A 26241-nucleotide genomic window follows, 5' to 3' on the forward strand; every position below is an offset into this window, starting at 1 on the left:
CCTCAGATACCGTTGCTCCTGCCTCCCGTCCTTCTACCAAGCTGTTTTGCCATGGTCGGCTTCTGTGCCGCTGCCGGCTTCCAGTTGGGATCAAACCCGAAATTGAATGGAATCCGCTCCATATCGGGTGTGTAAAGGTTCAGGGTTTTACTTTCCGGATCGGCGCCGAGCAATACGGTCTTCCCGCCCTCAACCGGGAAATCAACGATTTCGCCATCCATCAGTGCATCCCGTATGCCGTAAAACGCCCGATCGGCTATGGGCAGCATTTTGAGAAGCGATTCGAGTTTATCGATCGTGAAGCCCCTTATCTCCCTTAGGACTTGTGTGTCGCCATGATGCGCGCCCGTTGCATCCAGTTTCAGCCAAAGCCCGGATCCCTGTACGAATTCCTCCATATTCCTGTCCATGACGGGCCTGCCCCGCATCACGTTGAAGATGCGGGGCGCATTGTTTGCAATGGGGAGTTCCAAACTGATCCTAGGTCTTTCCTCCAGTTCGTCCCACGCAGTCTGGTCTATTTCGCCCTCGAAAAATGGGACACCGATCCAGTATTTCAGTTGCAGCTGGTCCGCGACCGCGCAACCCGCCATGTCCCTGCCCAGATGGTATAGCTGCTCGCGGATTTCAACCACCTTTGGATTGAAATCCGGCTCCGCATCACCTTCCTCGTATCGGAACAGGCTCCTTTCATCGCGCCAGTCGATTTCCCGCATAATCTCTTCAAGCAGCAACGAATCGATCCCGTTGTAGACCCCATGACCGATTTCGGGATGCTTTATGAAAGTGGCGTGGATAGTGTCGGCATCATAGCCGCCCCGTATCCTTTGGATGGGTATGCTGAATTTGATAAGCCCATCCGGACTGTTCCGGGAACATTTTATCTCGAATGTATCCGGGTTTTCCGAGAGTTCACGTCTAAGGACATGGTCAAGCGGCAGGCCGGCGAAGTCTTCCAGGCCGACCGGTTCCAGCAATCCGTGGTAAAGGCTGCCCAGATTCCCCGAGGCGATGTGATAGGCCAGGCTGGCATTGACCCCGGACCGCAATTCGCTCTCTTGGAACTCCGTGGTTGGTATATACTCCGTTTCCCCGTGCCTTACCTGCGGATGCTTCAGGGTTCCATGGACTTCCAGCGGCCAGTATATGAATGCCAGTTGCTGGTGGACTTCGATGGCTGCGATATCATTGGAATCATAGAGCATGTTCATCTGCTCCACTATGGCCCGTGCCGCTTCCCCGTCTTCCAGGGCGGATGGGGAGCCGAAGTACGAAAACCAATCAATGTCCTTCATCCGCTCCTCAAGAGCCCCGGTATCGATCCCCCGATAGGTCAGGTGCCCGATGTCCATCCTGGACCTGCATGTCGCCCGGAGACTCCCCGGCCGGTACCCGTCCGTCCCGTCGGTGGAAAAAAGAAAATCGTAAAGTACGGTATCACCACCGAATGTCGTCCGGTGGCGAACGCGGAACTTCGGCAGTCCAATGGCTGCGTTGCGGATGATATCCTTTTCCAGCCGTTCTCCACTGAACCCGAGGGATCGCAGGTATTCGATCAACTCCCCGGTTTTATTCCTGCTATCTTCAATTCCCATTTTCTGCCTGTATGTTATATTTTCCTCGGTTTTGCTTCCCGGTGCTTTTTTCGTGGCGCTGCATTTTCCAGAAGAAACACCTTGATCACTTCCTGTAGTGACTTCCGCACGCGCAGGTATGCCCCTTTGATATCGGGAACATGTTCCCCATAGGCGGTAAAGGTCAGGTCAGCGGTAAACGGCCCCTGCCCCACACCGGGAATCTCTTTTGCTATGCGTACCGAGTGGGATTCCAGGCGGTATATACCATCCCCGGACGGGTCGCGGAAGCGTATCTCGTGCGTCAGGTATTCCCTGTTTTGGCTTGCAGGCATGTGTGACCACATCAATTGGAACGTCAGGGTTCCGTCCGGTCCGTAATTGCCTTCCCCGCGCAGGGACCCGGATTTACCGCCTTCGGCGTAACCCAATCGCACAAGTGCGGCATGTACATCTTCCTCGTTTCGGCAGATCATAACCAACGTGATCTTTTTTTCCGCTTCGTTCGCGGAGCTTTCCAATGTTTCTTCAGGATATGACCGTTTTATGGCCCTCTGTTGTCTCAGATCTTTCTCCGCTGGCCTTTCGCCGGCGCTTTCCGCTGCGTTTCCTGCAGTTGGGGCCTCGCATACTGACCCTCCCGGAGCCCTGCCTGCTTGAGCACGGTCTCAGGTATGTTGGTATTCAGCAGGATCCGCCCGTCCTTCAGTTCGGGGAGGACGTGCTTTTCAACCATACCTATCAGGTAATCCCCACCTTTTTGCCTATAGATTTCCATGAGTGGAACCTTGAAGTATATCTGGACGAATTCCTTGTCCGGCACGCCTATGACGAAACCTTTGACCATTGCCCTTTCCGCCTTTTTACGGAATTTCTGGACATCTTTTTCCTTCAGGTGGTCGTACAGCAGGTCGTCGATGTACCGCTCCAGGTTCATCTCAATGGTATACTGCTCCCCGCCGGATGTGAACTTTTGCGGAGGAAGCGTCTCGCAGTACGCTTCCGCTTTCCGTATGAGTTCCTGGTATTCCTTACTGTCGGCCCCATAGTCCGTCGGTCCGCCGTGGCCCCGGTTGGAGGCCGTGCCGACTTTCTTGCCGTCGATATATAAATCTGCTGAAAACGCTTCGGTTTCCTCGCTCAACCGTTCGCTGTGTTCGATTTTTTTTAATTCGATTTTCATAACTAACTGATTTTATTCGGATCCGACTGGAAGGACTGTCAGTCAGATCCGTTTCGATTTCCATTTGCCCGACCGCCGTTTCGGGGTCCGTGGCTTCGCTTCGGCGATGGCCGGTTTTACGTACTGCCGTTCCTGCAAGCCTGCAGCTTTGAGTATCGCCCCCGGGATGTTGCTGTTCAGTATCCGCTCCCCCTCCTGCATGAACCGGGAGTTTATCTCGGCCAGGCAACTGGTCAGGAGCATTCTGCCGTTCTCGTCGGAGCACAGGGCTTCTACGGGGTTGACCAGTTTCACGGAACCATACGATTCGTCGGGATCAGCGCCAAAGACGATGTGCTGCCGGAAGGAACGCTCCAACTCCCTACGGAACCGTTGCTTCAGATATTCGTCGAGCAGATCGTCCACATAGTCCTCAAGGGTCATAACATAGGTTCGTTCCTCGCTTCCATCCCTGTATACACCAGGCGGCAACTCTTTGCACCACGCGTTCGCCTTCTGTATAAGTTCCCATCCCCGCGGATCCTGGGGCTCGAATGAGGTAATGAAACCGCGGCCTGTGTTGGACACGGTGCCGGCTTTTCTACCGTCGACATACAGGTCTGCGGTAAACGCACTGGTTTTCTGGCTCATCCGTTCGCTGTACTCGACTCTCCTCAATTCGATTTTCATGCTATTGCTTCTTTATAATCGTTTCGTATGCCTGGATGGACCTGAAAATCCGGTGGGCAACCTGCGGAACTATCGCATTCCCACAGGCATGGATACTTTCCCTGTACCAGACCGGAACGGTGACGTCAGCCATTCCATTGGGAAGCCCATCATCTCCAGCACAAAGTGCGGGTTGAGCCGGCCAGTTTTTCCAGTAATCCTGAAAAGGCGCATGTTCAGGTCTTCTTGTCTCCCCGCTGCAATCCGTTTGTGCCACGATGCTTCTTTCATGCCGCTGGTCTTGTGCAGGCCCGCGTGGGGAGTCGGAAGCAATGTTTTGTAATATACCGGCACCTGCGTCCAGTTGTCGAACTCTTTCGGCAGGATGCCGTCCGCTATCTCCGCCAGCTGGGCGAGGCCGATCGCTACGCCATGTCGCTGATGGGCATTCCCTATTTTCTGCACCGCGTTCCTGCTGTTCCTGTTGCTTCCGGTGGTCGGGGTCGGAAGCAGTCCTCCCACGGTTGACTGACCACTGTCCGGCCTCACCCGCATGCGCGACGACCCAGACCCTTTCGCGCCTGTGCGGGGCGTCGACGCCTGCAGCAGGAAGTACGAGCGGCAGTACTTCGTAACCCGCAGCTTCCAGCTCAGTGCACACCTCCTCGAAGACCATCCCTCCATTCCAACTAATAAGCCCGCGAACGTTTTCGCCCACGATCCAACGGGGCCTGATCTGTCGAATTGCTCCAAGCATGAAGGGCCACAGGTGGCGGTCATCCGCTGTACCGAGCCGCTTTCCGGCAACGGAGAATGGTTGGCAGGGGAATCCGCCGGACAGGACGTCAATCCCTCCTCGATATCTCCCGAAATCCGCGTCCTTGATGTTTTCATAAGCCCTTGAGTTTGGAAAATGATGGTTCAGAACCTTACGGCAGAACACATTCGTTTCGCAGTGGAACACGTTGTCCCATCCGCACCATGAGGCAGCCAGATCGAATCCACCGATTCCACTGAACAGGCTGCCATGCCTTAAATTTGCCATGATTATCCCTTTTGGTTAAGGGATCATGGCATTTATTATGCGTTGAAAGCCTGTCCTTTATATTATTTGTGATGTGGACTACATCCTGGCATTTTTACCCTTGGTTTTTTGGGTTTCCTCCTTTTTCGCACCGATTTCATTTTTCTTATATTCCGACTGCTCCATTTGACCATCGGTAAGCCCGGCATTCTTTAGAATATCCGCAGGTATATTTTTGTTCAATATCGCTTCGTTTTCCGACAGGCTTGGGATTGCCCGCTCGGAAAGCAGTTTCGTAAGCACTTCCCTACCTGCGCCTGTCAATAGCATTTCGATGGGCGTACCTGTCTGGATCGTGCGCATGTATTTGCCCGGCTCGCCGATGACTATATTGCGCTTGGCGAGCACATCGACCTTTTTGTCAAATTTCTTCCTTTCGATCCCGGCCAAATACGCTGCAAACAATTTGTCAATGTGGCCGCCAAGCGTGTTTTCAACAACTTGTTGCCTGCCATCTACCAATTTCTGCTCACCGGGCAATTTTTTCACGTATTGTTCCGCCTCCGTCACCAATTTTTCACCGTTTTTATCAACCGGATAATATTGGGTTCCAAGGCCATTATTGGAAACGGTTGCTGCCTTGGTACCGTTGATGAACAGATTTGCGGCGAACGCCTCCATGCTCACCCTTGGATGGTGGCTGATTCTTCTCAGTTCAATTTCCATCGTCGTTTGTTTTTTTGTGTTTACTCCTATAGGTCCGTTCCTACTCGCGTGATCGGTCTTGTATCTTTACAGCGGCGTCTTACCGTCGTATACAGATAGCGGATATTGGCCGCCATCTCTCCGGTTATCGGATGCCCGCACCTTACCTGTGCGGCGGCCGAATCCGGACACGCGCAAATGCGGGATACTACTAATTGTTTCGGGTTCTGTCTTCATACTTTCCGGATTTCGCCAGCCCACTCTTCCATGGGATGGTCAGGGGCAAAAATCAAAATGAAGCAATTACCAAATTGATACTTTGCTGGTAGGTACTAATTTTTTTTGAATGATGAAGATGGACTATGGCGACCGCATCACAGATTGGATTTCCCGGAAGATGAAATAGGCAACCTGCGGCGGAATTGCATTACCGTAGGCATGGAGGCTCTGGCTATGCCAGCGTTTTTTCGGAATGGAAGTAATGTCCAATTCATCGGGAACCCCTTCACCCAGTTCGCAAACCCGGGATTCGGGTAATTCCCATCGGTCAAATGCTCCCTGATAACCTCTCTGAAATGGCTCCGATGTTCCTGAGAGGTCCGGAACCGCTTCCTCGCCGTTCCATGTGAGTCGCTTGCCACAGGACGTGGCAACAATCCAGACGTGCCGTTCCACCGTTGGTAAACCGCAACTCGCAGCGTCAATATCAAACGTCTGGACTTCGTATCCCATGCCCTCCAGTTGCTCACAGAGTAGGCGGTGTTCATGGGCAAACGGCTTACTAATGAAGCCGTAAACGTTCTCAAGCACGCACCATGCCGGACGGATGTTGCGTATTGCCTCAAGCAACTGATCCTTGAGTGGTTCGTTTCCCGTTCTCTTTCCTGCCACCGAGTACCGCTGGCAGGGCCATCCCCCCGATAGCACATCGACTTTTGTCCTCCATTTCTCCCAGTCATAACCGATAATGTTTTCAATACAGACCGTCTCTGGCCAGTAATAATTCAGGATGCTGTTACAGAATCCGTCGTTTTCACAATGAAAAACATTCTCCCAACCACACCACTCGGCCGCAAGATCGAATCCGCCGATACCGCTGAACAGACTCCCGTGTCGCACTTTCCTCATTTCCCCCTCCATTCACCGACTGGGCAACATGCTGCCATCCAGTTATACAAAGCTCGGTGCTAGCGGGTCATGGAAGTCATACTTTGCCAGTAGGTGTTAAAAAATTATGGGATATGTAAATGGAAAAGCGATGAATTCCTCATGGTTCGACTTACTCTGCACCTTCGATAAAAGGAACTCGCCCGGCTTGGTTTCCATACCAGTGAAAGGTTTGGCAGACCTTCGACGTCCTGAAGATCGCCCATCATCAATGCTTTCCGGAAAGTTACTAACGACTGAGGTTGAGAAATCATTGAGCAAACCCTGTTTCCCCAATAATTTTGGACCAAGGTTAGAAATATGGCGCTGCTTATATAAAGATAGGTTATTCTTTGAAAACCTTTCGGAACAGCCCGCTGATGTCTATGGTATTGCTCACATGGGGAATGGTATTGCATGTGATGACTCGTCCCGCTCCGGCATCCAGCAGGTCACTATAAGCGTTGCCTGCGAAGATGGCGTGGACGCCGATGCAGACGGGCGCGCGTAGCCCCGCATTTTTCAGATGGCCGACCGTTTCGATCATTGTCCTTGCCGTGGAGATAATATCATCCACGAGAACCGGCGTCCGGTCCGTGAATGGTTCCATCCGGGGTAAAGAAACCTCCACGTCTCTGTCCCCGTGCCGTGTCTTCTCCAAAATCGTGAAAGGTGCCTCCGCATTGTTTGCCACTTCGGAAACCCATTGTTCGCTCTCGCTGTCGGGACCCACCAGAATCGGGTTGTCGACATGGCTTTTGATCCAGGTGGAGATATGACCGGCTGCACTGACTACGTTGGCAGAAATCGTATAGATCTCCGACAAGGAACCATACCGGTGCAGGTGCGGATCCACCGTCGTGATCGTCTCGGCGAAGCCAGAGATAAGTGAGGCAAAATACTCCGACGTAATGCCCTCTCCCTCACGGAATCGCTTGTCTTGCCGCATGTAAGCCAGATAGGGTGCCACAAGGCTGGTACTGCTGGCTCCGAGTTCCCGGGCGGTTCGCGACAGGAAATAAAGTGGCAGCAGCTTTGCATCCGGACGGTCGAGGGAACAGACCAGGACCACCTTTTTGTCCCTGACATCCGAAAGGATACGGATGTAAGTTTCCCCATCCGGAAAATTCCGGATTAAGAGTTCACCCCTTCTGGCGTGATAGCGTAAAGCCATTGCATCGGCCAGAGGTTCATTTCCAGGCAATGCAAAAATTATTATCTCTTGCTTTTTCATAAGATCTGGATCAGGTTGCTTTGATTCTTATAGTAATAATGAAGGGCGTATTCCAGTTCACCCTGTGATTCTGCATAGACGGTGAACAATACGTCGCCTCCGGTAATCTTACGGCCCAGCGGGGAGACAAACAGGATCCCGGCATTCGGAGACGTAGGTGCCCCGGCCAATTTGGCAAGCTTGGCCAGCCTCCGGCAGTCTATGCTGATCACCGTCCCGCTTTTCAGTGCAATGACGTCCCGGCGAAACGCGGCAAAACCCGGTTCCATGAATCGGCCTTGGGCCTCACATATGGCCATGAATTTGGAATAGGCGCTGCCATCTTCCAGCAGCCCGGCAGCAGTATTCGCACCACTTCCTTTCTCCACCTTTCCCGACAGTTCCAGCAAAACCCCAGCGATCAGCAACGCCCTGTTTTTCAGATCGGTCGGCGCGCCGCCTTCATTCCTCAGCACACCCAGAACGTCCATCGCTTCCAGTGCGGGGCCTATTCCCCTGCCCACCGGCTGGGAACCATCGGTGATCAGGCATTTCACAATGATATCTATTTCATGTCCTACTTTTTCAAATTTTGAGATCAGGCTGCGAGCGTGTTCCCTGTCCCGTACCTTTGCTGTCCTTCCCACCGGGATGTCAATGACTACATGGGTAGCGCCCGCCGCTTTCTTTTTCGAGAGTACGGAGGCGATCATTTGGCCCTCGCTGTCAATGTCCAGTGCTTTGGATACTGTAATGAGGACATCGTCCGCCGGACTTAGGCTCACCGCTCCGCCCCACACCAGACAGGCATTCTCCCGGCTGACCACCTCCTTCATTCGCTCGATATCCAGCTCCACGTTGGTCATTACCTCCATTGTGTCCGCTGTCCCCGCCGGGGATGTGATGGAGCGGGATGATGTCTTGGGGATGGTCAGGCCGGCTGCAGCAATGATACTGATCACGATGGGGGTCGTCCGGTTTCCCGGCAGGCCACCGATGCAATGCTTATCCATTACCATGGGTGCCCTCCATCGGATCTCCTGTCCGGTGGCCACCATGGCTTTAGTCAGTCCGACTATTTCGTCGGTGGTCAGGTTGTTGCCCGAAGAAACAGAAAGGAAAGCAGCCAGTTCAACATTCGAGTATTTACCAGCTACAATATCCTCTATGATTTCACAGAGTTGCTGTTCAGTGAGTGTGTAACGGTGCATTTTTGCCCGTATATGGCTCAGGGAACCGATCGGTTCAAGATGGGAAACCGTAACGGGATCACTATCCCCCACTGACAGCCTTTTCATCGCTTCCATGGACAACCCGGCTTCGTCGGTATCCAGCAGCTCCGAATGGACCACATTGAGCGTCGCGACAATGCTACTTTCGCCATGGTGGACTACAATGCGTGTAAGCGCTGTGAAGCCTTCGCACCGGCACACTGGGCTATCGGCCCGCAGGTAAACAATATTTTCCCGATAAGTGTCTATGCCCAGGTATTTTGATCTCAATGTATTGTGTGCGTGAAGATTTTCCATTTCCTTATTCATAAATTTATGCTGACGTGTTCATTCAGTCTTGGAATTTTGGATTTCCATCCATAGGTGTTTTTAATTTCGGCCTGGAGCGCCGCCGCCGCCCGCGTCTCGGCATGGACGATGAAGATCTTTCCAGGAGGCTGTTTCAGGTCATCCAGCCAGCCAATCAGTTCGCGTTGGTCGGCATGGCCGGATAAGCCCCCGATACTCCTTACCTGTGCCCTCACCCGGAAATATTTACCATAAAGCTTCAGCTGCGTTGCGCCGTCGAGGAGTGCCCTGCCGCGTGTACCCTCAGCTTGGTACCCAGCGAGCAGAATGGTTGCATCGCTTTTGCCTAGGTATTCGGCGAAGTACACCAGCATCCTGCCGCCACCAGCCATGCCACTCCCTGCAATGATGATTTTTGGATGCCTCTTCTTCGCAACTGCGTAGGTCTCTTCCAACGTTTTGACCAATTCGATGGCCCGGCACATCCGTTCGCATTCATCCATCGGAAGTTTGTGCCACCCCGTGTTCCGCTGGAACACATCCAGTACGTGTCTTCCCATCGGGCTGTCCATATAAACTGGGATATTGGGTATCCTCCGGCCTTGCTTCAGCTTCCAAAGCAGGTACATCAGCAATTGGGTGCGCTCCACGGCAAAACTCGGTATAAGGATTGTACCATTGTCGGCCGCTGCTTCGTTGACGGCATCTGCAAGCAGGTCCAGTGCCAGCTGCTTCGGATGGAGCCGGTCGCCGTAGGTGGCTTCGATGAAAAGCACATCCGCTTTTTCCGGTTTTCCCGGCGGGTAAAGCAAAGCATCGTGAGGCCTTCCCACATCACCGGAGAACACCAGGATTTTTCCACCTATTTCCAGCTCGATGAACGTTGCTCCTATGATATGGCCGTTGTAGCGGAACCGGTAACGGATATGCTCATAAAGGTGGATCCATTCGTCCAGTGGAGCAGTCCGGAACAGTGGGATTGTCCGCTCGGCATCCTGTAACCGGTACAGCGGAAGGGCCGGACTATGCTTGGAATAATTGTATTTATTGGCCCTTTGGGCATCCTCCTCCTGAATCTTTGCGCTGTCTCTTAAAATGATCTCAGCGACCTGCAGGGTGGGCGAAGTCCCGATGATGTCTCCCGAGAATCCCTCTTTCACCAGACGGGGAAGATATCCCGTGTGGTCCAAATGCCCATGGGTCAGCAATACTGCGTCTATCTTTCCAGGGGGAAAGGACAGGGGTTGCCAATTGAGTAGGCGCAGCTCCTTCAGCCCTTGAAACAAGCCACAATCCACCAGAATGTTCCTACCGAAAGCGGAAATGAGGTGCTTGGAGCCAGTAACCGTGCCAGCAGCGCCCAAAAATCGGATTTGTATCGAAGTGGTGGGTCTGTTCATATTATTTTTGATTATTCGATGCACTGGATGGCTTGCATAGCTCGAAAGATTCAGCCATCACCTCCTTTAGGCGGGACGGGCCTACCCTCACACGTCCCTGCGTGTTGTGGAATTTGCATTCGACCATGAAATGTTGGTCGCCTTTCTCGGCAATGATATCCAGTTCATGGCTTACACAGCGTCCGGATACAATGACGCCCACCTGTATCCTGTATCCGCTTTGCTCCAGTATTTCCGCAGAAAAACGTTCAAAGGCAAACCCAGACGACCCTAGGTGGAGAATCCCTCTCTTTAATTTGTAACGGGCGGCTGTGGGCCTGGAAAAGCCCCGCAGAAGGCGGAAGGCCATCCTGTAGATTTTCTTCGTGGACATTTCGTCAGTTAGCATACTGGAGATTTCAAACAGGATTTCCGCTGCCTGAACAGGGTCTGCTCCCGCCCGAAGCAGGGAGCGCCTGAACTTCTCTCCGTCAAACCGCACCTTCAGACCGGAAGCTTTGGTGACATACCTTTCTTCGCACTTTATCTTCATAGCAGTAACTGTATGAATCCCCAAAAACAGGACTTCGACAAAAATCGCTCTTTTTACTCAGTTGACTATTTACCTTTAAGATCCTCAAAAATGAAGTTTGGCTTGTTTCAGAAGCCGCGAGGGTACCCCTGGCTACCTGATCATGCTTTAGCTTTACGCCAGCCATAAGCCGATTATCGGCTAAAACCGGCGCGATTCGCGTAACGGTAGCACTGACGTGGAAGGAAAAGAATCAAATCCGGAATACGCAGTACCGGATAAAGAGTCGGTGCCTGCTACCGTCCGGCGAAAGGGCATATCTATTGTACCCGGCATCAAAATACGAAGTCACGCGATCCGGCACAGAGTATGTCCGAACTGGTGGTGGAAAGGTTGTTTGGCTTCCAGCATGGGAGGAGACCTGCTGGACATTCTGTGTTTTCCCGGATAGTGTAAAAGGGGATGTCCGTTCTTGGCAGCAAGCCCCACAGATCCAACTATCGCTATGGCACTTTTTACCAATACCGAGCGGATAAAACGAACCCGACGTTATCTCTCCGTGGCAGGAAGGATCCGAAATCTTCAGCCCAGCAGCGGTTAGCAGATAAAGGAAAACAAGGGCTACGACGGTTATGTATTTCATTTACATATTCATTCGTTATTTAGGCAAATATAGGTTAATTATTCCCAGGAATCCAAAATATTCCCCGGTATTGTACCCAAGACCGAGGCTTATCGTGCATAAGACAATGACAGAAAACTTGTCGCAGATGAATAATTTTTAGTACCTTTAAATCACTGATATCTTTATTAAGGCTATGCAGAAAAACCCGGTGAACATCTTGATAGCGCTTCTCTTTTCGCTTTTGATTCCGGCCTTCGGTTATCATTTCCTGGGGCTGCTATACGCCGTTGTTTTTCTGGTCGGGTATCTCGGTGGTTTTATCCTCTGGGTCCTGTTCCCATCCAATGCTTCGTGGGCTTCGCTCAAAGTTCCGTATTGGCTCACACTCATTGCCTTCCTTTTGCTTCATAAAGTGGAAGAGAACCGGATGGCATTTTTCGAGGTAGTTTCGGAAAAAATAACGGGGGGAACGGTTCCCGGCCTCAGTGCCGGGCTCATCGTGGGATTAGCGGTGCTTCCCATTGGTGCCTGGCTGGCCGTACCCAGCCTGATTAAACGCGGACAGGAACTAGGATATTACTCGGCATGGACGCTTTTCGTATCTATGGGCGTAGCAGAACTCGCACATTTTGTATTCCCGTTTCTTACGCAAGAACCCTACGGCTATTTCCCTGGAATGTTTAGCGTAGTTGTGTTGGCACCTTTGGCATGGTGGGGCATAGCTAGACTTATCGGAAACGACCGAAGGAAAGTCTCCGATCCGCTGGAACCGAAAACCTTGTCGAAAAAATGACCTGATGCCGGGCACCCCACGGACTTCGAGGGAAACCGGACCCTTGTGGAACGGTATATTTTCCTATCTTTGCGGGCGGTCGTTTACGACGATCCGTTTTTCCACTTTATAATCTCAATAGCCATGAAAATGAAAGTTAAGTATCTCTCCCTTATTGCAGCAGCATTCCTATTGGCCTCCTGCGGAAACAATGGTGGCAACGAAAGCCACGACCACGAAGGCCACGACCATCCCGAAGCGCAGAGTCATGAGAATGACACGGCCCACGGGACAGACTCAGCCGGAGCCCACGACGGCCATGACCATTAATTCCCCTGGAAAGCCGTTTTTTGCCAATGGAACGAAACGGCTTTCCATGTTTCGTGATCCGGACACTTTGCAATCCGGTTGCAAAGTTGATCCCGATGGGCATTTTTTTTTGGTTTCTTTATCCATTTTTAAATAGTTTCACTACTTTTGCAGCGTTGTGAAAACGATACGGGTCATATTAGGTATGGTATTGCTGGCACTTAGCATGTTGCCCTGCACCGACTCGTATGCAGCCGGTACATCCCTAATCCGGGAAACGCATCAAACCCATTCACATGAAAACCGGCGTGCGGCCGGAGATCTCTGCAGCCCTTTCTGTGCATGCGGCTGTTGCAGCACGCCTGTTGTTATCAAGTTTTCAATGTGTTACGGCATGGTCATTCCAGCCCCGCTTCCCGAGCGGCAGTATCCCCTCTACCGCTTCACCTTTACTCCCTCATTCATAAATAACATCTGGCAGCCGCCCAAGATTAATGCTTAACAACTGATTTCCCGGATCCGGGGAAATCCTGGCCTGCAATTCCATGCAGGTACAGGTTAATTTTCCGTGACCGGTATTTTCCCGCTGTATGCGGAGAACGAACAGATTATTGGTTTGCATTAATCAAGACGAACGTGTTAGATTCAATCATAAAATTCAGCATAAAGAACAAGGCCATCATTGGCCTGATGACCCTATTACTTATTATATGGGGCGTCTGGAGTGCGTCGAAACTACCCATCGACGCGGTGCCGGACATCACCAACAACCAAGTACAGATCATTACGGCGAGCCCGACGCTGGCGGGTCAGGAAGTGGAGCAGCTGGTGACATTTCCCATCGAGCTCGCGATTGCCAATGTGCCGGGAATCGAGGAGACGCGGAGCATTTCCCGTTTCGGGCTTTCCGTAATCACGGCCATATTCGAGGAAGATGTGGACATCTATTTCGCCCGGCAGCTTATCAACGAACGGCTGCAGGAGGCAGCCGAACAGATACCCGATGGCGTGGGTTCACCGGAAATGGCGCCGGTAAGTACCGGCCTCGGTGAAGTCTACCAGTATATCCTCCACCCGAAACCCGGCAGCGAAGGTAAGTACGATGCCAAGGACCTGCGTACTATGCAGGACTGGATCGTGCGTAGGCAGCTCAGCGGCACGCCCGGCGTTGCAGAGATCAACAGCTTCGGCGGCGAACTCAAACAGTATGAGGTGGCAATCAATCCCAACCGCCTGCGGGCGATGGGCGTATCGGTTACCGATATATTCAATGCCCTGGAGGCGAATAACCAGAATACGGGCGGGGCATATATTGACAAAAAGCCCAATGCCTATTTCATCCGCGGCATCGGCCTGGTGACCTCGCTGGATGATGTCAAAAAAATTGCGGTAAAGAATATCCCGGGGAGCGTTCCCGTATTCGTCCGGGACGTGGCCGAGGTGCGCTTCGGCAGTGCCGTGCGCTACGGTGCATTGACTTACAACGGCGAAGTAGATGCCGTGGGCGGCGTGGTGATGATGCTCAAGGGCGAGAATAGCAACGAGGTGGTCAAGCGGGTGAAGGAGAAAATCCCGGTCATCCAAAAGTCCCTGCCCGATGATGTAGTGATCGAACCCTATCTGGACCGAACCGAACTGGTGAGCAGGGCCATCAGTACGGTGGAAAAGAACCTGGTCGAAGGCGCGCTGATCGTGATCTTCGTATTGGTGCTCTTCCTGGGCAACCTGCGGGCGGGGCTGATCGTGGCATCCGCCATTCCGCTGTCCATGCTCTTCGCACTGGGCATGATGCGGGTATTTGGGGTAAGCGCCAACCTGATGAGCCTCGGGGCGATTGACTTCGGTCTGATCGTGGACGGAGCGGTCATCGTCGTGGAGGCGACGCTTCACCACCTGGGCCTGCGCAAATCAACCGCAAGGCTCACGCAGGCGGAGATGGATGAGGAGGTCCATGTCTCAGCTTCCAAGATCCGTACCAGCGCGGCGTTCGGGGAAATCATCATCCTGATCGTTTATATCCCCATCCTAACGCTGGTTGGCGTGGAGGGCAAGATGTTCACCCCGATGGCCCAGACCGTGAGTTTTGCCATCTTCGGGGCGCTTATCCTGTCGATGACCTACATTCCGATGATGTCGGCCCTGTTCCTTTCCAAAAAGGGGGTGCACAAGGAAACGTTTTCCGATCGGATGATGGCATGGCTGCAACGTAAATACCAGCCGCTGCTGCAGAAAGCTATCCGCGTAAAATACATCGTAATCACCGCCACAGTGGGTCTGTTTGCCATCAGCCTGTGGGTATTCCGTGGCATGGGCGGCGAATTCATCCCGCAGTTGCAGGAAGGTGATTTTGCCTTCCACTGCATCCTGCCGCAGGGAAGCTCCCTGGAGCAGAGCATCGAAACCTCCATGCAGGCATCCAGGATACTGAAATCGTTTGACGAGGTGAAGATGGTGGTCGGCAAGACCGGTGCCGCCGAGGTGCCGACCGACCCCATGCCTCCCGAGGCGACCGATATGATGATTATCCTGAAGCCCATGGACGAGTGGAAAACGGAACGGTCATACAATGAACTCGGTGATGCGATGATGGAGGCGCTGGAAGTGATACCTGGCGTATTCTTTGAAAAGAACCAGCCCATCCAGATGCGGTTCAATGAACTGATGACGGGCATCCGGCAGGATGTGGCCGTCAAGATATTCGGTGAGAACCTGGATACGCTCGTTTCCTATGCCAATGAGGTCAGCCGGGTCATCCAAAGCGTCAATGGGGCAACGGCGCCCCTGGTTGAGCGGGTCGGCGGATTGCCGCAGATCAATGTGGAATATGACCGGACACGCCTGGCCAATTATGGGCTTGACGTGGAAACGGTCAACGACGTGCTCAGCACCGCCTTTGCCGGCAAGGCTGCAGGTCTGGTTTTTGAGGATGAGCGGCGCTTTGACCTGGTGGTGCGTCTGGACAGCGCACACCGCACGGACATTGACGACGTGAATAACCTGATGGTATCGACACCTTCCGGCACACAGATCCCGCTTTCGCAACTAGCTACGATCAGCTATAAGCTGGGGCCCGCGCAGATCAGCCGGGAGCAGAGCCAGCGACGCATCGTGGTCGGCTTCAATGTATCGGGCAGGGACGTGGAGAGCGTGGTGGAAGAGATACAGGCCAAACTGGACCAGCAGATCAGGCTGCCCTCCGGATACTATTTCACCTACGGCGGCCAGTTCGAAAACCTGCGCGAGGCCAGCGGGCGGCTGATGGTGGCCGTCCCGGTATCCCTCCTGCTGATTTTCATGCTGCTCTACTTCACGTTTGGGTCCTTCAAGCAGGCAATACTGATCTTTACCGCCATCCCGATGAGCGCGATTGGTGGAGTATTTGCCCTGGTGCTGCGGGACATGCCTTTCAGCATCAGTGCAGGAATAGGTTTCATCGCATTATTCGGTGTTGCGGTGCTCAACGGCATCGTCCTAATCGGCACGTTCAACCAATTGGCCAAGGAAGGGGTTACGGATGTCGTACAGCGTGTGATGGAAGGGACCAAAACACGTCTGCGGCCAGTGCTGATGACCGCCACGGTGGCCAGCCTGGGCTTCCTGCCCATGGCGATCAGTACCGGTGCGGGAGCCGAGGTGCAGAAGCCTCTGGCAACGGTTGTCATCGGCGGCCTGGTGACGGCCACCTTCCTGACGCTTTTCGTATTGCCTTTGCTTTACATGTTATTCAACAGTAAAATACGTATGCGCCTGAAACCATCCGCAGCGATAATAGCTGTCTTTATGCTATTCGGACTGGGAAGCGTGGCGCACGCCCAGGAACGTATCGGCATCACGGCAGCAGTGGATACCGCGCTGAAAAACAACCGCGGGCTGGCAGTGAACCGCTCGGAGATCGATCAGGCGGGATATACCGTCAGGACTGCGGCGGACATTCCCAAGACGGGCATTTTTGCCGAAAACGAGGACTTCCGTCCGTCCGATCAGGTCGGTGTGCCAAAGGTGGGCGTATCCCAGGATCTGGCCTGGCCGGGGCTGTATGCAGCCCGACGGGCGTATTTCCGCGAGCAGCTCAGATACCAAGAGCTGAACACGGCTGCGCTCAACGCGGCGATCACCAGGGATGTACGGGCGGCTTACTATGAACTCTGGTACCTGCAGGATAAGCTGGCGCTGTACGGGCGTCTCGACAGTATCTATACTGCGCTGTACGACGCAACGCGCCTGCGGGTGGAAACGGGCGATGCAGCCGGTCTCGACCGGATTTCCGCGGAAGCCCGGATGAAGGAGCTCCGTGCGACAAAGGAGCAGAACAGGAAAGACATGCAGGTACAGCAGCAGCAGCTCATGATGCTCCTGGACGTCAACAGGTGGTTGCTTCCCGTGGCCGAACCGCTGGAAAAACTACCGGTATCAGCAAATGCCACCGAAATCGCCCACCCGCTGATCGCGCTCCAGCAACAGAATGTAAACATTGCCTCGGCAAACGTCAGGGTTCAGAAGCAGGGCATGATGCCCGACTTTTCGGGCCGGTTTTTCTCCCAGCGGCTGTGGGGCGCCAAGGATCCCTTCACGGGCTTTTCGGTGACGGCTGCCTTCCCCATTTTCGGCGCGGGGGCCTACCGGAACAGGATACGCGCAGCCGATGCGGGGATGAAAGCCGCGGAGGCACAGCTTTCTTACCAGGCCCAGCAGCTGGAGACCTTGCGAAGCAATGCACTGTCCGAAATCGGGCGCAACCAAGCCCTGCTGCAGTTTTATGAAACAGCCGGGCTTAGGCAGGCCGACGAGATCATCGACGCGGCAACCCAGAGCTACAATGCCGGTGAAATCAGCTTTGCCGAACTCAGTCAATTCATCAGCCAGGCCGTGTCCACGCGCAACAGCTACCTGGATGCACTGAACCAGTACAACCAGTCGGTCATCGAGTACAACTATTTGAATAACAATTAACATAAAGATAAGAAGATAATGAAACGGATTATTTTAGCAGGAGTAACATTGGCAGGTGCGCTGTTTTTTCTTGCCTGCGGCGGTGGCCACTCGGCGGATGACGGGCACGGCCATGGCGCATCGGGGGAACAGGAAGAAGAGGGCCACGAGGAAGGCGCGGCGACGATCGCGGTGCTCAATGCGGAGCAGCTCAAGGCAGTCGGCATACAGATCGGGGAGATCGAGCGCAGGAAAATCAATGCCTCCATCACCGTGGTTGGCAGGCTCGAAGTACCCAATTTCAGCAAGGCCAATGCCACCTCACTTTATGGGGGAGTCATCCAGCGCCTGTTGGTACAGGTGGGCAGTACGGTCAAAAAAGGGCAGGTGATCGCCAGGATCGCTGACCCGAAATTTGTGCAGTTACAGGAGGAATACCTCACCCTTGAAAGCCGGATCACCTTTGCCTCGCAGGAGCAGAAACGGCAGCAGGAACTGAACGCGGGAAATGCAGGTGCACTACGGAACCTGCAGAATGCCGAGGCAGAACTCAATGCCTTGCAGACCCGGCAGGCCTCGCTGAAGCAGCAACTCGGCCTGATGGGACTCGATCCCGCCACCCTGAACAAGGGTAATCTTCAATCCTCCCTGCCTGTAAAAAGCCCGGTGGGCGGCACGGTGAGCAATGTGTTCGCCAAGGTAGGCAGCTATGTGGATGTCTCCTCGCCCGTGGCCGAGATCGTTAACAATGCCGATATCCATGTGGATCTGAATGTATTCGAAAAGGACCTGCCGTCCATCAGGGTCGGGCAGGTTGTAAGTTTTTCGTTGACCAACAACCCCGGGCGGACTTACGATGCGGAGGTGTTCAGCATCGGAGCCTCATTCGAAGGCGACGGTAAATCCGTACCAGTCCACTGCACGATCAAAGGCGACAAGACCGGTCTGATCGATGGGATGGGCATCAATGGCCAGATCAGCCATGAAGACGCGGAGGCCCCAGCCGTGCCGAATGAAGCTATCGTGGAGGCAGACGGCAAGTATTACATCTTCGTGGTTACGGACAAGGAGCCCGAGGAAGGACACGAACATGGCAGTGAAGGGGACGATGGCGGAGGCCACAGTGAAGGAGATGGCCATGAGCACGGAGCCGAGGAGGAAGGCAGCATGAATTTCGAAAAAATAGAGGTGGCCAAAGGGGAATCCAGCCTGGGTTATACGGCCGTAACACCGGTTACGGAATTGGCGGCCGGGACACAAATAGTGACCAAGGGCGCGTTTTTCATCAACGCCAAAATGAGTAACACCGGTGGCCATAGCCACTGATGACGAACCGTGAGGGGACCGGGGTTGTCCGGTCCCTGAATGATAGCTTTTTCTTTTAAAAAAACTGAATAGATGACCGAACGTAATATTGGCCGCGATGACGTGTTCAAAGACCATCAGGAGGCCGTCCCCGATTTCACCTTCAATGACCGGGTAGCCGGGGTATTTGATGACATGGTCAGCCGTTCCGTACCGTTTTATGGCGAGATGCAGCGGATGGTCGCAGAGCTGGCCGGAAGATATGCGCAGCCGGATACCCACGTCTATGACCTGGGCTGTTCCACGGGCACCACACTGCTCATGATGGATAAGACCGTTCCTGATACAGCCCGTTTTTTCGGGGTGGATGAATCAGCTGAGATGATCAACCGATGCCGCGAAAAGCTGGATGGTTTCAATCTACGCAGGCCAGTTGAACTCTCCGTTGCGGACCTGACGTGTAACGTCCCGGTAGACCGCGCTTCCGTGGTCACCATGGTTCTCGTCCTGCAGTTTATCCGTCCGATGAACCGCCTTGAGATAGTGAGCCGTATCCAAGAAGGCATGGTAAAGGGCGGTGTTTTCCTATTGGTGGAGAAAGTGCTTACCGAGGAGAGGTCGTTCAACCGCGAATTCATCGATTTCTACTATGGCTTCAAACGCAAGAATAAGTACAGCGAACTGGAGATATCCCAGAAGAGGGAAGCCCTTGAAAACGTGCTAATCCCCTACAGGACGAGCGAGAACGCCGCGATGCTGAGGAATGCCGGTTTCGGTGAGGTCGAGGTGTTTTTCCGATGGTACAATTTCACGGGGCTGATCGCCAGAAAATTATGAAACGGCTCGGAAACGTATTCTTCAGGTATAGGAATTTTGTGTTTATTTTCCTGTATCTCATGCTGTTTCTACCCTCGCCGGAACTATTCCGCGAGGAGTTCTTTGGCCGGTGGCATGAATTGATCTCACTAGTTCTTGGGCTTTCGGTAACTCTCTTTGGGCAACTAATCCGGGGTCTGACCATCGGCCTTGTCTATATCATCCGGGGTGGAAAGGATAGGACAGTGTATGCCGAGGGACTGGTTACCGACGGCGTTTTCAGTCATGTCAGAAACCCGCTGTATCTCGGCAATATCCTGATGCTTGCAGGCGTGGGCATATTGGCAAATTCCATGGTTTTCATGGCTTTCGTCGTGCCACTTTTCCTTTTCATATACCAATGCATCGTGCTGGCCGAAGAGGACTTCCTGCGGAAGAAGTTTGGCAGCGGTTTCGAGGCTTACACGTCAACCGTGAGCCGGTGGTTTCCGAAGTTAGGCGGTTTCAGCAGAACATTCGCTTCCATGCCGTTCAACTGGAGGCGGTGGCTGGTTAAGGAGTACAACACCCAGTTTATCTGGCTCTGCGGCATGGCGGCGGTCATCCTGATCAAGTATCCCGCGATCACAGGATTTGATGATCGGATCCGGTTCACGTCAGGCGCAGTAGCGTTGACCGTGTTTTCCGTGTATTACCTGGTCGTCAGATACATGAAGAAGTCGGGTAAATGGAAGGCTAAGGTCGGTTAATATCCGGCCATCTCCGGTGAAACAAATGCAATACCTCCTGTAAACAAGAATGCAATGGGACACCAACATCAATACGATACCCGGGGCAGGCAGAGCTGCAGCACGCAGACCGGAAAAGTATACACCAGGGCCAGCGAATTGATGGATCGCCACGCGGAAAAGGCCCATCGGGGAAAGGAATCCTACGGCGATGGACACGGTCACAAACATACGGGAAACAGCGGATTAGCGATGTTCTTTCCGGCTGCGTGTTCCTTCGTCCTGCTGATGGCCGCAATCGCCTTTGACAGCTGGATTTCGCAATCCTGGTTCCAGGATTGGGTCCGGGTCATATGGTATGCACTGGCGTATGCACCGGTGGGCCTTCCTGTAATCAGGGATGCCATTGCCGCCATGGGCAACGGAAAGGTATTTTCCGAATTCTTCCTGATTTCTATTGCCGCTCTCGGTGCGTTTACCATTGGAAGGTATCCGGAGGGTGTGGTTGTTTTGCTGTTCTACAGCCTGGGCGAAGTGTTCCAAACCTTGGCCATAAGCCGGGCAAAGGGTAACATCTGGGCGATGCTCGACCAACGCCCAGATGAGGTGACCGCGGTGCGTGATTACCGGCCGGTAGTCATAAAGACGGAACAGGTCGGAATCGGTGAGGTGATCATGCTCCATCCCGGGGAGAAACTCGGTCTGGATGGTGAGCTGCTGTCCACAACCGGATGTTTCAACACCGCCGTACTTACCGGCGAAAGCAAACCCCACACCAAAATACGGGGCGATGCTGTACTGGCTGGCATGATCAACCTGAATAATATGGTACGGATCAGGGTAACCGCGCCCTACAGTTCCAGTAAGCTTAGCCGCATCCTGGAACTGATACAGAACGCAACGGCGCAGAAGGCCCCAACCGAACTGTTCATCCGCGGATTTACCAGGATCTTTACACCGATTGTTGTGGCTTTGGCCATTGCCATCTGCCTGTTACCCTATTTTTTTGTGGATGATTACAAGCTTGAAGACTGGTCTTACCGGGCACTGGTATTCCTGGTCATCTCCTGCCCCTGTGCACTGGTGATCTCCATCCCTTTGGGCTATTTCGAAGGTATCGGTACAGCCAGCCGGAACGGAATTCTGTTCAAGGGCTATGATTTCCTGGATAGACTGGCCGCAATCCAGCATCTTGTGATGGATAAGACCGGAGTCATAACAAAAGGTGTTTTCCGGGTGCAGGAAGTCAATTTCAGCGCCGAGTTCGACGAAGGCAAGATCATGGGCCTGGTGAATGCACTGGGGAGCCATAGTGCGCATCCGGTAGCCCTGGCAATCCGCCAATATGTAGGACAGGCGAATCCCGCCGTCAATCTTGAAAACGTCGGGGAAATTGCCGGACATGGGTTGAAAGCCACTGTGGATGGCAAGAAACTACTGGTGGGCAATTTCAGGATGATGGACAGGCTCGATATCCCTTACGGTATCGATCCATCGACCATCGCCCATACTGCCATCGCCGTGGCGTATGACAACAGGTTCGTCGGTTACATTACGGTTACCGACAGCATTAAGGAAGACGCGAGGGAGGCCATCGATCGGTTGCGCGGGATGGATGTCAGGGTAACGATGCTGAGCGGTGACAAAAGTACGGTAGTGGAATCCGTCGCCAACGAGCTCGGGATAGACGATGCCTTTGGAGACCTGCTTTCCGGAGACAAAGTAAACCTGGTGAAGGAAATAAAGGAGCAGGGGGAAAACTTGGCTTTCATGGCCGGCGGTGCGAACGACACGCCGGCGGCGACGCTATGTGATGTCGGTATCGCCATGGGAGGCCTCGGCAACGAAGGCAGCATCGAGACAGCAGATGTGGTGATCCAGAACGACCGGCCTTCCGGGATTCCAACGGCAATACTGATCGGCAGGCGGACCAGACGGGTGGTCTGGCAGAATATCATCCTTGCCTTTGCGGTCAAGGCTGTGGTATTGGTGCTCGGTGCCGCTGGCCTGGCCACAATGTGGGAAGCCGTTTTTGCCGACGTGGGGGTATCCCTGGTTGCGATCCTGAATGTGGCGCGGATACAGCGGATGGATTTTGACGTCCCCCTATAAATATCAAAGATATGGATATTGAATTCGAACTGATCATTGCCGCAAAGCTATTGCTCGCCATGCTCTTGGGAGGTATTGTTGGATTCCAACGGGAAGTAACCCACAAAAGTGCCGGACTACGGACATTCGGCGCGATAAGCCTTGCGGCCTGTCTTTTTGTGGCCATTGCCTCCCACCTTACCGATGATAAAACGGCGATCGCAAGGATGCTGGCTGCCATAGCTACCGGTTTGGGTTTCATCGGGGCGGGTCTGATTTTTAACAACCGTGATCGCAATACCGTAGGACTCACGACGGCCTCTGCGCTCTGGGCAACCGCGGCGATCGGTGTGGCCGTAGCATTAAACATGTTTATCCTGGCAGTTGTAGCCACTGCGGCGATATACCTGCTGCTGTCCCTGAACAATCTGCACTGGTACCAACGGATCATAAAGAGGAAAATGGACCGGGGCGGTTCGGGTGGAAAGGAAAGCAACGATAAAACATATCCACGGGACTAGCACGTAGCGTTCCCGTGTAAAGGAACATCGGACAGTTACTCAACATTGGGTACCCGCCCAGATAACGATACGTCAACATGAAGAAAAAAAGCCACGCGCTGAAACGGAGACATTGGCAACGATACCATTCCACAAAGCCAAGGAATTCAACCGCGCGCATAAAACGGAAGAAAAAACGAATGGGGGGGAAAAGTACACAGTATACAAATGGAAAACTGACTTGGAGCGCGAAACGACTCAGACGGAAAGAGCCTTTTCTGTTCTTCTTCATGATTTTTATCGGAATCATTGCTTTACTGGGTCTCTGTATCCGGCTCAAGCATTATTATGATCACTTGGTGGGTAACATAAAATAGCGGGAACAGACCGGCCGCCATAGCTTCCGGCCGGTACTTCATCCCGGAGAAAGTGATGGTAAATCAAAAATATCGTAAGTATGTTTGTAATAAAGAGAACCAGATAAATAAAGGCATATGAAAAAACTGAAAAAGGAATTGTCACTTATCCTCCCCGGCGTACCCGATGAGCGGGACCGCTGCGTCCAACGCCTAATCGACCGGTTAAAAGGTACAAAGGGACTGGAAGATATCCATGTCGTGGACGGAAACGGCGATCAACCGTTGCTGTGCTTCCATTACGATCCGGGGATACTATCCACAGCGAAGGTGGAACGGTTGGCAAAACAGGCCGGCGCGGAAATCACCGGCAAATACGGCCACCTGTTGGTGGAAGTGGATGGCATACGGCATGCACGGCACGCCCGACTGCTTGAAAAGAAACTGTCGGACACAGCGGGCATCGTCCAGACTTCGGTTGCCCCATCAGGCGTGATCCAGATTGAATTTGAATCAGGAACCACCGACGAAAAGGCTATCCGGGACATCCTCGAGAAATCAGGGCTCCGGACACACGGTTCGGGTGTCAGTGCCAATACCGAGCGCACCGCCCAGACGGACGACGGCCACGAACACGAGCACGGCGGAATCTTCGGGAGTAACACCGAACTGGTATTCGCGGCCCTGTCAGGAGCATTGCTCGGCGCCGGTTACGGGCTTTCCTATCTTGGGGTTTCCGATTGGATAAGCTTTGCACTGTATATCGGGGCTTACTTTTTCGGCGGCTTTTTTACGGCCAAGGAGGCGGTGGAGACCGTCGCCAAGGGCGGGTTTGAAATCGACTTCCTCATGCTGGTTGCAGCAATCGGTGCCGCCATATTGGGCGAATGGGCCGAAGGGGCACTCTTGCTGTTCCTGTTCAGCCTTGGCCATGCGCTGGAACACTATGCTATGGGCAAGGCACGCAAGTCCATAGCAGCACTTACGGAACTGGCTCCAAAAACGGCATTGCTAAAAAAGGATGGAAGGACCGAGGAAATCAGTATCGATCAGCTGTCGGTTGGAGACGTCATCGTGGTCAGGCCGAACAGCAAGATTTCAGCAGATGGAGTGGTGGTATCCGGCGAAAGCTCCGTCAACCAGGCACCGATAACCGGCGAAAGCGTACCGGTCGACAAAAGCCCGGTGGATGATCCGGGACGGGACTGGTCCACTGCAACTGATATCAGCGATGAAAACCGGGTATTCTCCGGGACGATAAACGGAAACAATACACTGGAAATACAGGTAATCAAGGTAGCCAAAGACTCAACCCTGTCACGTCTCGTTACCCTGGTCAACGAGGCACAGACACAGAAATCGCCTACCCAGCAATTCACGGACCGGTTCGAAAAAATCTTCGTGCCAACGGTGCTGGTGCTGGTTGTTTTGCTCTGTTTTGCCTTTGTGGTAATCGATGAACCTTTCAGCGCAAGTTTCTACCGTGCAATGGCTGTGCTGGTAGCGGCCAGCCCATGCGCGTTGGCCATCTCAACGCCGAGTGCTGTCCTTAGCGGCGTGGCACGTGCAGCACGTAGCGGTGTGCTGATCAAAGGGGGCAGACCCTTGGAAGACCTGGGTTCGCTGACAGCGGTTGCCTTCGATAAGACCGGTACATTGACAAAAGGGCAACCGCGGCTGACCGAAGTCGTGGCGTTGGAAGGAATGGATGAGAACGAAGTGCTTAAAACCGCTGTGGCTGTGGAAGCGCTGAGCGACCACCCGCTGGCCAAGGCGGTGGTACGCGACGGCAGAGAACGGTTGAAAGAGATGGAAATACCCGAAGCCAGCGGGCTGGAAGCCGTGCATGGCAAAGGCGTGCAGGCCACCTTTGAAGGCAAACGGATATACATCGGCAACCTAGACCTGTATGACGATCTTGACGCGCACAAGCCCACCGACGAGGTAGTCCGCCAGGTCGGCGAGCTGGAGGCGGGGGGCAATACTACCATGCTGATCCGGCAGAACGACCGGTACATCGGCATGATCGCCCTGATGGATACGCCGAGGGAAGAAGCGAAACCCACCCTGGTAAGGCTCAAGGAAATCGGGATCAGACGAATGATTATGCTGACGGGAGACAATCAACAGGTGGCCGATGCCGTTGCCGAGGAAATCGGGCTGACCGATGCATGGGGGAGCCTGCTCCCTGAGGAGAAGGTGGCTGCCATCGATAAACTGCGGGAACAGGAATCCAAGGTGGCAATGGTTGGCGATGGTGTGAACGATGCCCCTGCCATGGCCAAAAGCACAGTGGGCATCGCTATGGGAGCGGCCGGCAGCGACGTAGCCCTGGAAACCGCGGATATCGCACTGATGGGAGATAAACTGGAGGCCCTCCCACTGGCCATCGGCCTGAGCAGAAAAGCCAAGGCTATCATCAAACAGAATCTCTGGATAAGTTTGGGTGTAGTGGCTGCCCTGATACCCCTGACCATTCTGGGCATTACTTCCATCGGTCCAGCTGTCATGGCGCACGAAGGCTCCACACTTATTGTTGTTTTGAACGCGCTTAGATTATTAGCCTACCGAGACACCAGCGGACCTTCGACATGACGCACTTACATGGGTCGCCACTGTACAACACGGCGACCCACCCTTGGTCAGTCAGGCTCAGTTAGCTTTTTATGAAACGCTGGCATTCCTTCTCTTATCTTTTACGATGCATAAGAGAAGTCGGGTACACGCTGCCAGGTATAACGGATAAGAGATGCGCTCCAAACCAAAGCAGTTCGAAACGAATCCTTGTTTGTTTCGAATTGCTTTTTCATTGTTTTGCCAAATCTAATTACGGTGACAAAGTAAGGCATGGTTCGAAAGAACCCCGTCATTGTTGTATGATTTTCT

At 53.4% G+C, this 26241-nt stretch carries 22 protein-coding genes; 10 read left to right on the forward strand and 12 right to left on the reverse strand.

From position 1 onward, the window contains the following. Positions 1 to 2 precede the first annotated feature (2 nt). From JHJ32_RS07690 to JHJ32_RS07745, 12 genes are all read right to left on the reverse strand, one after another. On the reverse strand, positions 3 to 1595 hold the full coding sequence (locus JHJ32_RS07690; RefSeq protein ID WP_200120555.1) for a hypothetical protein: 1593 nt from the start codon (positions 1593 to 1595) through the stop codon (positions 3 to 5). Positions 1596 to 1609: 14 nt separating this feature from the next. After that, complete coding sequence (locus tag JHJ32_RS07695; protein WP_200120556.1) at positions 1610 to 2050, reverse strand: hypothetical protein; 441 nt, start codon at positions 2048 to 2050, stop codon at positions 1610 to 1612. 86 nt (positions 2051 to 2136) lie between these two features. Beyond that, entirely contained in the window at positions 2137 to 2757 is a 621-nt protein-coding gene (locus JHJ32_RS07700; protein ID WP_200120557.1) for a hypothetical protein, read from the reverse strand. A 42-nt stretch (positions 2758 to 2799) separates the two neighbouring features. Next, positions 2800 to 3426 carry a hypothetical protein gene (locus JHJ32_RS07705; protein WP_200120558.1) on the reverse strand — a complete coding sequence of 209 codons (627 nt, stop codon included), beginning with the start codon at positions 3424 to 3426 and terminating at the stop codon, positions 2800 to 2802. Between the two features lies 1 nt (position 3427). After that, positions 3428 to 4450, reverse strand: a complete 1023-nt coding sequence (locus tag JHJ32_RS07710; protein ID WP_200120559.1) for a DNA cytosine methyltransferase — start codon at positions 4448 to 4450, stop codon at positions 3428 to 3430. A 78-nt stretch (positions 4451 to 4528) separates the two neighbouring features. Then, positions 4529 to 5155, reverse strand: coding sequence for a hypothetical protein (locus JHJ32_RS07715; RefSeq protein ID WP_200120560.1), 627 nt, complete (start codon positions 5153 to 5155; stop codon positions 4529 to 4531). A 66-nt stretch (positions 5156 to 5221) separates the two neighbouring features. Continuing rightward, entirely contained in the window at positions 5222 to 5371 is a 150-nt protein-coding gene (locus tag JHJ32_RS07720; protein ID WP_200120561.1) for a hypothetical protein, read from the reverse strand. A 123-nt stretch (positions 5372 to 5494) separates the two neighbouring features. After that, positions 5495 to 6262, reverse strand: coding sequence for a DNA cytosine methyltransferase (locus tag JHJ32_RS07725; protein ID WP_200120562.1), 768 nt, complete (start codon positions 6260 to 6262; stop codon positions 5495 to 5497). A gap of 364 nt (positions 6263 to 6626) precedes the next feature. Next, complete coding sequence (locus JHJ32_RS07730; RefSeq protein ID WP_200120563.1) at positions 6627 to 7514, reverse strand: ribose-phosphate pyrophosphokinase; 888 nt, start codon at positions 7512 to 7514, stop codon at positions 6627 to 6629. After that, a complete protein-coding gene (locus JHJ32_RS07735; RefSeq protein WP_200120564.1) occupies positions 7511 to 9022 on the reverse strand; it encodes a thymidine phosphorylase family protein in 1512 nt (503 codons plus the stop codon). The genes JHJ32_RS07730 and JHJ32_RS07735 overlap by 4 nt, the downstream gene beginning before the upstream one ends. A gap of 8 nt (positions 9023 to 9030) precedes the next feature. Next, entirely contained in the window at positions 9031 to 10413 is a 1383-nt protein-coding gene (locus JHJ32_RS07740) for an MBL fold metallo-hydrolase RNA specificity domain-containing protein (RefSeq protein ID WP_200120565.1), read from the reverse strand. 1 nt (position 10414) lies between these two features. Further along, positions 10415 to 10945: a restriction endonuclease gene (locus tag JHJ32_RS07745; RefSeq protein WP_200120566.1), complete on the reverse strand. Its 531-nt coding sequence runs from the start codon at positions 10943 to 10945 to the stop codon at positions 10415 to 10417. A gap of 797 nt (positions 10946 to 11742) precedes the next feature. On the opposite strand from JHJ32_RS07745, the gene JHJ32_RS07750 reads away from it, so the two are divergent. From JHJ32_RS07750 to JHJ32_RS07790, 10 genes are all read left to right on the forward strand, one after another. Then, positions 11743 to 12342, forward strand: coding sequence for a hypothetical protein (locus tag JHJ32_RS07750; protein ID WP_200120567.1), 600 nt, complete (start codon positions 11743 to 11745; stop codon positions 12340 to 12342). A gap of 123 nt (positions 12343 to 12465) precedes the next feature. Then, positions 12466 to 12651, forward strand: coding sequence for a hypothetical protein (locus JHJ32_RS07755; RefSeq protein ID WP_200120568.1), 186 nt, complete (start codon positions 12466 to 12468; stop codon positions 12649 to 12651). A 157-nt stretch (positions 12652 to 12808) separates the two neighbouring features. Beyond that, entirely contained in the window at positions 12809 to 13132 is a 324-nt protein-coding gene (locus tag JHJ32_RS23150; protein ID WP_370584487.1) for a DUF6660 family protein, read from the forward strand. A 134-nt stretch (positions 13133 to 13266) separates the two neighbouring features. Further along, positions 13267 to 17580: a CusA/CzcA family heavy metal efflux RND transporter gene (locus tag JHJ32_RS07760; RefSeq protein ID WP_200120569.1), complete on the forward strand. Its 4314-nt coding sequence runs from the start codon at positions 13267 to 13269 to the stop codon at positions 17578 to 17580. Between the two features lie 18 nt (positions 17581 to 17598). Then, entirely contained in the window at positions 17599 to 18885 is a 1287-nt protein-coding gene (locus JHJ32_RS07765) for an efflux RND transporter periplasmic adaptor subunit (RefSeq protein ID WP_200120570.1), read from the forward strand. Positions 18886 to 18957: 72 nt separating this feature from the next. Beyond that, positions 18958 to 19701, forward strand: a complete 744-nt coding sequence (gene cmoA, locus JHJ32_RS07770) for a carboxy-S-adenosyl-L-methionine synthase CmoA (RefSeq protein ID WP_200120571.1) — start codon at positions 18958 to 18960, stop codon at positions 19699 to 19701. After that, a complete protein-coding gene (locus JHJ32_RS07775; RefSeq protein ID WP_233632543.1) occupies positions 19698 to 20429 on the forward strand; it encodes an isoprenylcysteine carboxylmethyltransferase family protein in 732 nt (243 codons plus the stop codon). The genes cmoA and JHJ32_RS07775 overlap by 4 nt, the downstream gene beginning before the upstream one ends. A 54-nt stretch (positions 20430 to 20483) precedes the next feature. Beyond that, positions 20484 to 22520: a heavy metal translocating P-type ATPase gene (locus JHJ32_RS07780; RefSeq protein WP_200120572.1), complete on the forward strand. Its 2037-nt coding sequence runs from the start codon at positions 20484 to 20486 to the stop codon at positions 22518 to 22520. Between the two features lie 11 nt (positions 22521 to 22531). Beyond that, on the forward strand, positions 22532 to 23020 hold the full coding sequence (locus JHJ32_RS07785; RefSeq protein WP_200120573.1) for an MgtC/SapB family protein: 489 nt from the start codon (positions 22532 to 22534) through the stop codon (positions 23018 to 23020). Positions 23021 to 23493: 473 nt separating this feature from the next. Next, positions 23494 to 25950, forward strand: coding sequence for a heavy metal translocating P-type ATPase (locus tag JHJ32_RS07790; RefSeq protein WP_200120574.1), 2457 nt, complete (start codon positions 23494 to 23496; stop codon positions 25948 to 25950). The last annotated feature ends 291 nt before the right edge of the window (positions 25951 to 26241 follow it).

The organism is Parapedobacter sp. ISTM3, assembly GCF_016533505.1.
GTDB lineage: Bacteria > Bacteroidota > Bacteroidia > Sphingobacteriales > Sphingobacteriaceae > Parapedobacter > Parapedobacter luteus.